The sequence below is a fragment of the Candidatus Polarisedimenticolia bacterium genome (assembly GCA_035764505.1).
GTDB lineage: Bacteria > Acidobacteriota > Polarisedimenticolia > Gp22-AA2 > AA152 > AA152.
On sequence record DASTZC010000184.1, the window covers coordinates 1 to 9,270 of the forward strand.

Genomic DNA, 9,270 nt, shown 5'->3' on the forward strand with positions numbered 1-9,270 from the left:
GACGAGGTGGCCGTCGAAAACCCCTTCTACCATAAGAACGTGCACAGTCTGCTTCAGCTGGGGCAGGCCCGCGCCGCGGCCCTGCTGCCGGCCATACGCGCCGGTATCCCCGTTTTCGAATACGCTCCTCGTGAGATCAAGCAGGCCGTCGCTGGTCATGGCAACGCCGAAAAGCGGCAGGTTGCCCGGATGGTGGCCATGCTGCTGCGCGAGTCCGAGCCCCTGTCCTCCCTCGATTCCAGCGATGCGCTCGCCGTGGCCATTTGCCATGCGCACCGCTCCCACGGCGCGAGGCGTTACCTGAAAACTCTGGCATGAAGCGGGTGCCTTCGAGCAGGTTGTGGCAGGCCCTCGTTGCCGTGGCCATCCTCGGCCTGGGGCTGTTTCGCCGTGTTCCCGATAAGAGCTTCGGCATCCTGCAGAACAGGGTCGGGCGCTCCAACCCCGTCCTCCTGGAGCCGGGAATCCACTGGCGCATCCCGATCTGGGAAGGCATTTTCATCTATCCCAGGAAATCCATCGACTTCAAGGACAAGTTCACGGTCACCTCCCGGGATCACGTCACGGTTTCGCTTCCCTGCAGCCTGCAGTACCTGCCGGACGAGGAGCACGTTCTGGAGGCGCATCGAAGCTCGGGTCACAACGCGGAGGAATGGGTGAGCCGGCAGGTCCGCGAGTCGCTGGAGAGGACGGCAGCTCGCGCCGCGGGCTATCAGCTGCTTCGAAAGGAGCTCCCTCGCAAGCTGGCTGCCCCCCTGGAAAAGTCGCTGGAGCCCCTCGGGCTGGTGCGTGGCAGTCTGAAAGTGGGGCCTGGAACGGTTCCCCCCGAAGTCGCGGCCGCCTACAGCGCCGAGCGGCTCGCCGCCATGCGACATCCCACCGGCCGGAAGGTGGCGATCATCGGTTTGGATGGAGCCGACTGGGACTTCATCCTCCCCATGATCGAAAAAGGGCAGCTCCCAACGTTCGCCAGGCTGCGCGCCGAAGGGGCCTACGGCCGGGTGCGTACCAACCAGCCTCCGCTCTCGCCTTTGCTGTGGACGACGGTGGCGACCGGAAAGTCTCCCGATGTTCACGGCATCAATGATTTCCTGGTCCTCGATCCGAAGACCGGACAGATGCGCCCGATATCGAGCGACTTTCGGAAGGTGAAGGCGCTGTGGAACATCGCCTCTGATGCAGGACTTTCCACCGAGGTCGTCGCCTGGTGGGCGACCTGGCCCGCCGAGCCGATCCGCGGAATCATGGTGTCCGACAGGGTTTCATATTCGACCTTTTCCTTCCTGGATCGGGCACACCCAAGTCAGGGAGAGACTTTCCCTGAAGGCTACCTGCAGGAGATTCGCGGCTCCCTCCGCCGGGAGGAAGACATCTCGCCCGCCGACCTCGCGGGCATGCTTCCCGTTTCCCGGGGGGAGCTGAGCCGAGCGCTGACGCCCCGGGCCCGGCAAGGGGAGGAAGGGGAGGACCCCGAGTCGCTGGCCACGCTCGTGCGCGTCGTAGCCAGCACGCAGAATTACCGGCACGTCTCCCTCGATCTCCTGCACCGCAAGCAGCCGGAGCTGTTCGCCGTCTATTTCCAGGGAATCGACGAAGTCAATCACCGCTACGCCCATCTGGCCGCCCCCCGGCGCCCGGAAATCACCCCGGAACGGTTCAGGAAATACTCGGGCGTGGTTGCCGGCTTCTACCGATTCCAGGATCAGGTCCTTGCGGAGATCCTCCAGGCCCTGTCGCCCGACACGGTCTTCATCGTGCTGAGCGATCACGGTTTTTTTTCAGGCGATCAGCGCCCCAAGGACATCCCGCCCTTCATCTCGGAGCAGCCTGGCCTCTGGCACGCTCCCTATGGCATCCTCGTGTTCGGCGGACAGGGCGTCAAGCCGGGCCCCACGCCGACCGCCACGCTCTATGACATCGCTCCCACCGTACTGGATCTCCTGGGGTTGCCAGCGGCGGAGGATCTGCCGGGACGCAGCCTGACGAAATCCTTCGACAAGGAGCAGCGCGCAGAAGAAAAAGCGCCGCCCATCGTCTCTTACGAAGCCTACGGCGCTCCCCGCGAGAGCGAGCCTGGCTCCGATACATCGGCGGGCGGGAGCGGCGCGGCCGTCGGAGAAGCCATGATCGAGACGCTGCGCTCCCTGGGATACGTCGGACCGGCCCCGACGCCGTCCGCGGCGGGCACCGGCACGCCCGCTGCGGCCACGACCGCGCTGTACCACTCCAATCTTGCGGGGATTCTGGCGACCAAGGGCGATCTCGAGGCGGCCGAGGAGGAATATCGCAAGGCTCTGGAGAGCAATCCGGACACCGGCTCGGCATTGATGGGACTTTCGCGAATCCAGGAGCGCAAGGGAAGACCCGACGAAGCGCTGGCGCTCCTCCGCAGGATGGTGGGGAAAGGACTACATTACGACAAGTCGACCCTCGTCCGAATGGCGCGACTGTTCCAGGCGGCGGGGCGGGAAGAGGATGGGCTGACCTATTTCCAGAAACTGCGCTCGGCCATGCCCGATGAGCCTCTTCTGGACACCTCCATGGGGGTGCTATACTCCGCGCTGGGTCGGCAGCAGGAAGCCGAAAAGGCCTTCCGGAGCGCGCTGAGCCGTGATCCTCTCTCTCTTCCCGCGATGGAAGAGCTGTTCGTCTTCCTGGATCGCAACGGGAGACTCGAGTCGCTCATCCCTGATCTGCAGGCCGCCTTGAAGCGGGAGGACGACTCGCTGATGCACCACAATTGGCTGGGGCTCGCCTACCGCCGCCAAGGCAATCTCACCGGTGCGGAGGAGGAGCTTCGGCGAGCGATGGAGCTTGGCCCGGACCAGGCGGGCATCGCGGCGAACCTGGGAATCGTTTACCTGCAGCTTGAAAGGATCCAGGACGCCGTGCAGGTCCTGGAGAAAGCGTTGAACCGGGACCCGACGAGCGTGGAGGTCCGGACCAATCTGCTGGTGGCACTGGGCCGGAGCGCGAACATCGAGCGCGCGGCCGCGGTGTTCGAGGAAGGCAGGAAGATCTCGCCGGACGTTCCCGGTTTGTACAACGCCATGGCTTTCGCCTATCAGGCGAACGGCCAGGCGGAAAAGGCCGTCGAGCTTCTCCGCCAGTCCCTCGAGATGAACCCTTCACAGCCCGAGGCCGTGGAGCTCTTGAAGAGTCTCGACCCGGTAGCCGCCAAGCGCTTTGCCCACTGAGGAGATGCATGATCGCCCGGCTCACCGGCGTGCTCCTGGAAAAAAGCCAGGAGCGCGTCGTCGTCGATGTCCACGGCGTCGGTTACGAGATCCGCGTTCCACTGTCCACGGTTTCCCGCCTTCCCGAGACGGGCGCGACGCTGGAGCTGCTGATCCATACGCACGTCCGTGAAGATACTTTGGCCCTGTACGGGTTCCGGACCTCCCTGGAGCGCAGCCTCTTCGAACGGATGATATCGGTCAGCGGGGTGGGTCCCAAGCTCGCCCTCGCCCTGCTCTCGGGGATGACTCCGGCCCAGCTGGTCGACTCGATTCTGTCGGGAGCCACAACACCTCTTTGCAGCGTGCCCGGGGTGGGACGCAAGACAGCTGAGAGGCTGGTGGTGGATTTGCGAGACAAGCTCGGACACCTGCTCGCGGGGCATCCCGAGGGCTCGCGCGAGCGCCCCGCCCAGCCTCGGGGAGAGGACGTCGAGCTGGTGGCGGATGTCCATTCGGCCCTGGTGAACCTGGGATACAGCGCCCGCGAAGCGGAACGGGCGGTTGAAGATGCCCGAAAAGCGACCCCGCCGGGCGAAGCTGCGACGGTCGAAATGTCGTTCCAGGGCCTGCTGCGGCGGGCACTCAGGTCTGCGGCTGCGGGAAGGTAAGGCGATGTCCACGAAAGATACCTCCAGGATGGTGACCGGGATGGGTCGCGAGGAAGATCGCGACCTCGACCGGACCCTCCGACCGCGCACCATGAAGGAGTACATCGGGCAGACCCGGATGAAGGAGAACCTCCAGGTCTTCATCCGCGCGGCGCGCGAGAGGAGGGAGCCGCTGGATCACATTCTCGTCTACGGTCCGCCCGGTCTGGGCAAGACTACCATCGCCCATGTCGTCGCCCACGAGATGGGACTCCCCATCAAGGCCACCTCCGGGCCGGCCCTCGAGAAATCGGGAGATCTGGTTGCCCTTCTGACGAGCCTCGAGGAGGGGGGGATTCTGTTCATCGACGAGATTCATCGCCTGAGCCCGACTCTCGAGGAGATTCTTTATCAGGCGATGGAGGACTTTCGCCTCGACATCACTATCGGTCAGGGAGTCGGGGGAAGGGTAGTCAAGCTGGATCTTCCCCCTTTTACCCTGCTGGGAGCCTCCACTCGGATTGGCCTCCTGACCGCCCCGCTGCGAGATCGGTTCGGCATCGTTCACCACCTCGATTTCTACTCCCAGGAGGACCTGGCCGAGATCGTGCGCCGTGCCTCGGCAATCCTCAGGGTCGAGGTCGAGCCGGGAGGGGCCGATGAGATCGCCCGAAGGGCGAGAGGGACACCCCGGATCGCCAACCGCCTGCTCCGGCGGGTGAGGGATTTCACGCAAGTGGATCAGGAGGCCTCGGTCACCCAGACCCTGGCGGAGCGCTACCTGGAACGGCTGGAGGTCGACCGCTACGGACTGGACGAGACCGACCGGCGGCTGCTCCTCACGATCCATGAGAAATTCGACGGCGGTCCCGTGGGGCTCAACACTCTCGCCGCGGCGATCGGCGAGGAAACCGACACCCTGGAAGAAATCTACGAGCCCTATCTGCTCCAGATTGGCTTCCTGGATCGCACTGCCCGCGGGCGGCGCATTACGCGCCGGGCCCGCGCCCACCTCAAGCTGGCGGAGCCCAAGGGGAGACCCTCTCCTCAAGCCCCGCTCTTCTGAGCCGTAATCCGAGCCGGCATTCCCTCCACCGAAAGGTCCAGCAGGCGAATCCGCTTGCAGTCCCGGCGACCAGTCTCCAGGCATGGCATCGATGCTTGCGATCAGAAGAGCAGGACTTCCGGGCATGAGCCGGGTCCGTCCCTCCTGCGGAAGATAAGCCGTCCTGCTCACCGGCTGGTGAGGTCCCCGTCATCCATGACTGGGTAAGGCATCACCTCTTTTATCGAAGCCCGCCTGTTCAGCCTGCCAAGAGCAAAGAAAAACGGGGCCCGAAGGCCCCGCTCGAGGTTGGAGCTGTTTACGAACCTGCCTGTTCAGTGCTGATAAGAGCAAAAAAAAGCGGGGCCCGAAGGCCCCGCTTGAGGGATGGAGCTGTTTACGATCTTACGGGCAGGCCGCGTTCAGGAACGGAGCGTAAGTGCTGCCCGAGTCCCACCGGTAGCAGTCGTTCGCAGCCGGCAGCGGATTCCCCGCGACTGGATAGTCGAGGTTCGTCACTCCCGCACCAACAGGCGGTGCAGGCGCGGTGCAAGCGGCACCATTGACGATGGTGTGGTAGCCGGCCAGGTAGTAGGTCACCGTGCCGAGCGCCGGAGCCACCGTGTCACCGCAGGTGAAGTCCGAAGGAACCGGACCCACGGGAACAACGACTGGCGCGCCACCCGGTGAGATGTCGCAGCTGTTGGGTGCGAACCCACCGCCCAGGACGACGTTGCAGCTCACGCTGCCCGCCGCCATCGGGCCCCAGACCGTGGTCGGAGTCAGACCGGCGTCGCCCGCCACCGAGTTCGGCAGGGCGCCCGTCGTGATGAACGAGTTGCCCCACAGAGCCGGTACCCGCGCGTGGCAGATGTTGCCAGCGGGAGCGCCGTCCGGGTCGTTGTGGTGCTCCCAGTTGTGCCACGTGCCGCAGATGAGCGACCCGCCTGATCCGAGAGCGCCGCACGCCGTGCTCCCGAAGCTCCAGGTGCTGAAGCCAGGGTTGCACTGACCGGCGAGGGAGTTGTTGCCGGTGCAGGGCGCGACCGGAGGATCAGCGATCTTGATTCCAGGAGTGCAACCGGCGGCTCCGAGCGGCGGACTGACGAGGGCGGTGGTGCACGATGTATCCGAGCTGCACCGGACCTCGACGCCGTAGTTGTCGCCGGCGACCTCGTTGCTGAGCTGGATCGACGAGTCGGTCGACCAGTCCTGGATGACCGTCGTCGGCCCGTTGATCCGCGAGAAGCGGAACTGGGGCACGCCGTCGGCGCAGCCGCCCGGGTTGAGCGTCTGCGAAGCATCGAGCGTGATCTGCTCGCCAGGGCTGATGGCGCCGTCCTGGTCGGTGTCATCCACGGTGAAGTTGACCGTGAAGCCGTTGCTCCCGAGCCCCTCGTTGCAGTTGGCCGCGGCACTCGCCGGGCACTGGGTCGTGAGCGGAATCGTCGTCGGATCCACGACCGGAGCCGAAGGCGTGGTCACGACGCCCGAGAGATGGATCGCGTCCACCCACCAGCCGTCGTCCGAGGTCCCGATATCGAAGGGGTTCGTGCCGGCCGGAGGCTCCATGTACGAGTTCCAACCGATTCCGAACTCCCAGATGTTCGCGATCCAGCGGATCTTCACGCGCTGGCCGATGAACAGGCCCAGGTTGAACTTGGACTGGATCCACACGCCGTCACCCGCGCTGCCGAGCGTTCCGCCGCCCTGCGCGCCGAAGATGGCGAGGGTGTTGCTGCCCAGAACGTTCCCCGAATGCGACCAGATGCCGTCGGGGAAGCAGAGAGTCTCACCGAACACGTTCGGGTTGGAAGAGGCCGCCGCGTCCGTGGGCGTGAACTCGCAGTACCCGAACCAGGAGAAGACCTGGGTCGTGTGCTCGTACACGTTCTGGAAGGGCGACAGCTTCTGCCAGCGGCTGAAGTCGTCCACGGCCGTCGGATCCGTATCGACCGCGATCTGGACATCCGCGCGGTCGCCGGCCTGGCCAACCTGGAAGTTGATCCGGGTATCGTCGGCAAAGGCGGCGATATGCCAGAACGACAGGAACAGGTCGGTCGGAGCCGGGGTGATGGTGAGGTTGACGGGCTTGGTCACGAACGCCTCGATCTCGCGGTGAGGTGTCGTGTCGCCAGCGCGCTCGAGAACGCCCGTGGCAAGCGTGTGCCGCCCGAAGTGGGCCGACTTGGCACCGCGGAACGCCTTGGGATTCGGAGCGGCGCCAGCAATCTCGAAGTGCCAGTCGGTCTGGAAGTCGGGGTCGATCTCGCAGCCGCTGGGCGGGGTGCGGCCCAGGACTTCGACGAACCCGAAGCAGGCCCGGCCGACCATGGTGGTCTCCGAGTCTCCGGCCGCGTTCCTCTCGATGAACCCGATGGACAGGGAGAAGTCGTTGTTCTGGGTGACTCCGCCCGTGCCCGTCGGCGACGGACCCTGCGTCTCGAAGTTCTCGAACAGGATACCGCCGCGGCAGGAACCGACCGCGCCGCTGCAATCCGCGTCGGTGACGCAGGTGTTGCCCGCCTGGTTCAGCGGAACACCGGCAATCTCACCGTCGCAACGCGTCGGGGTGATGTAGGTGGGTGAAGCTCCAGTCGGGATGTCCAGGTCGAGGAGGGTGATGATCGGCACCGGGCTTGCGGTACCGCCCGCCTCGTTGGAGTTCAGGGTCATCGTCATGTTGGCCCGGGACGCAGCCGCCGGATTGACCGTCTGCGTGGTCGGGCTGATGACGATTTCGAAGAAACGGCCGTCCGACGGGTTCGCCGCATCGTCGCCAGGGGCGAGCGTGGCCGTGTTCAGCGTCGTGCCGTTCGGGAACGCCGGGATGGAGATCGCGGCGTCCAGAATGCACTGGATGTCCGGGTCGGCCGTCGACAGGGACAGGTTGATCCCGGTCAGGTTGAACCCGGAGATGTTCTGGAGGAACAGCGCGATGCGGACCCGCTCGCCGGGGTCGCCGAAGGAGTCGCCGTCACCGCAGGAGTTGGCAGCCGCGGCGCCGCAGACACCACCCGCACCACAATCGGCGTTCACCGTGCAGGCACGGCCGACGCGGGGGCTGCCCGCGTTGCAGGCCTGGACGGTGGGACCGCCGGTGCAGGTCTTCAGCTCGGCCCTATCCCGGACGATCGGGGACAGCAGCACGATGTTGGCCAGAGGAACGTTCTTGCAGGAGGCGGCCATGGCGAAGAAGGGACCGTTCGCCACGTCGTCCGGCAGGCCGTCCAGGTTCTCGTCGAAGCTCCCCGCGGGATCGCAGGCGTTGCCGATGCCGTTGAAGTTGTCATCGGACTGCACCGGCGGATCGGAGCCGGGGAGGATCGTCGGGTTGTTGGTTATGGGGCAGTTGTCCAGCGAGTCGGTGATCTGGTCGATGTCGGCATCATCGTCGACGCTCGAGCAGACGCGGCCGCCGCAGGTGCCGCCGGCACCACACTCCACCGTGAAGGTGCAGCGCTTGCCGGGGGTCGGACCGGCCACGCAGGCGCCGACGCAGTCGCCGTCGCACGCGTCGCCGAGGGCCTGCACGAAGCCGCCCGCGGGACCGTCGGTATCGGCCTGGCCCGCGTTCGACACGCTCAGACAGTTGTCGGAAACCGTCGGGATGCCGTCGAGGTCATCCGGCGGCTCGCTTCCGGCACCGTCACCGTCGCAGTCTTCGCCGCGCGGCGGGGCGCCGTTGGACACCGCCTGCCCTGGGTTGGCCCAGTCGGGGCAGTTGTCCACGCTGTTGATGACGCCGTCGTTGTCGACGTCGTCCCAGTCGCACGCGTCGCCCACGCCGTCCAGGTCACCGTCGGCCTGGTCCGGGTTGTAGCGCAGCGGGCAGTTGTCGCAGCCGAAGTAGACGCCGGTCGCGGTGTCGTTGCCGCCCACCTTGTCGCCGTCCGCGTCGGTCTGGAGGTTGTTGTACACCAGCGCGCAGTTGTCGCCGGTATCGTCGATGGCGTTAGTGCTGGGGTTGAAACCGCACAGACCATCGGCTCCGAACAGGCCGGGGATGTCGTCATCCGTACCGCAGATGCCGTCCCGGCCGGATGCCGCCTGGATTCCGTCGCCGTCCAGGTTGTCGAAATCGCTCTGGCCGGCCTGGTGGTTCTCGTTGGAATCGCAGCGGTTGTCCTCGTACGCGAAGAACAGGTTGGTCTCCTGGCCGGGCACCGTGAACACGGAGCCGGTGGCGTTGAAGACTCCGGAGACCGGAACGTTGCCGCGGAAGATCCCGGTGGCGTTGCCCGTCTCGGTCAGGGAGATGACCTCGCCGGGGAACGGCTCCGAGTTCGACCAGGCATTGATCTGGATGACGTCGGGGGCCCCCGCGTTACCCGTCGGGGAGCAGGTCGCTCCCGCCGCGTAGCGCGGATCGTTCACCACCACCGCCACCGTCTCGTTG

General features: G+C 65.7%; 5 protein-coding genes. 4 read left to right on the plus strand and 1 reads right to left on the minus strand.

Features of this window, described 5'->3' with window-relative positions; translation table 11 throughout:
• The 4 genes from ruvC to ruvB form a co-directional block, all read left to right on the plus strand.
• Positions 1-318, plus strand: a 318-nt coding sequence (gene ruvC, locus VFW45_12325) for a crossover junction endodeoxyribonuclease RuvC (protein HEU5181567.1), incomplete at its 5' end; no start/stop codon positions are given.
• The gene (locus tag VFW45_12330) at positions 315-3,197 is read left to right on the plus strand and encodes a tetratricopeptide repeat protein (protein HEU5181568.1); all 2,883 of its coding nucleotides are present in this window, start codon (positions 315-317) and stop codon (positions 3,195-3,197) included. The genes ruvC and VFW45_12330, both read left to right, overlap by 4 nt.
• 8 nt (positions 3,198-3,205) lie before the next feature.
• Entirely contained in the window at positions 3,206-3,847 is a 642-nt protein-coding gene (ruvA, locus tag VFW45_12335; GenBank protein ID HEU5181569.1) for a Holliday junction branch migration protein RuvA, read from the plus strand.
• A gap of 4 nt (positions 3,848-3,851) precedes the next feature.
• Complete coding sequence (gene ruvB, locus VFW45_12340; protein ID HEU5181570.1) at positions 3,852-4,892, plus strand: Holliday junction branch migration DNA helicase RuvB; 1,041 nt, start codon at positions 3,852-3,854, stop codon at positions 4,890-4,892.
• A gap of 384 nt (positions 4,893-5,276) precedes the next feature.
• Here ruvB and VFW45_12345 read toward each other — a convergent pair.
• Positions 5,277-9,270: thrombospondin type 3 repeat-containing protein (locus VFW45_12345; protein ID HEU5181571.1), on the minus strand; the 3,994-nt coding region annotated here is incomplete at its 5' end.

Excerpts from the sequence above, each read along its gene's own strand:
- VFW45_12330 (HEU5181568.1), top strand. The coding sequence starts at position 315 with ATGAAGCGGGTGCCTTCGAGCAGGTTGTGGCAGGCCCTCGTTGCCGTG.
- ruvA (HEU5181569.1), top strand. The coding sequence starts at position 3,206 with ATGATCGCCCGGCTCACCGGCGTGCTCCTGGAAAAAAGCCAGGAGCGC.
- ruvB (HEU5181570.1), top strand. The coding sequence starts at position 3,852 with ATGTCCACGAAAGATACCTCCAGGATGGTGACCGGGATGGGTCGCGAG.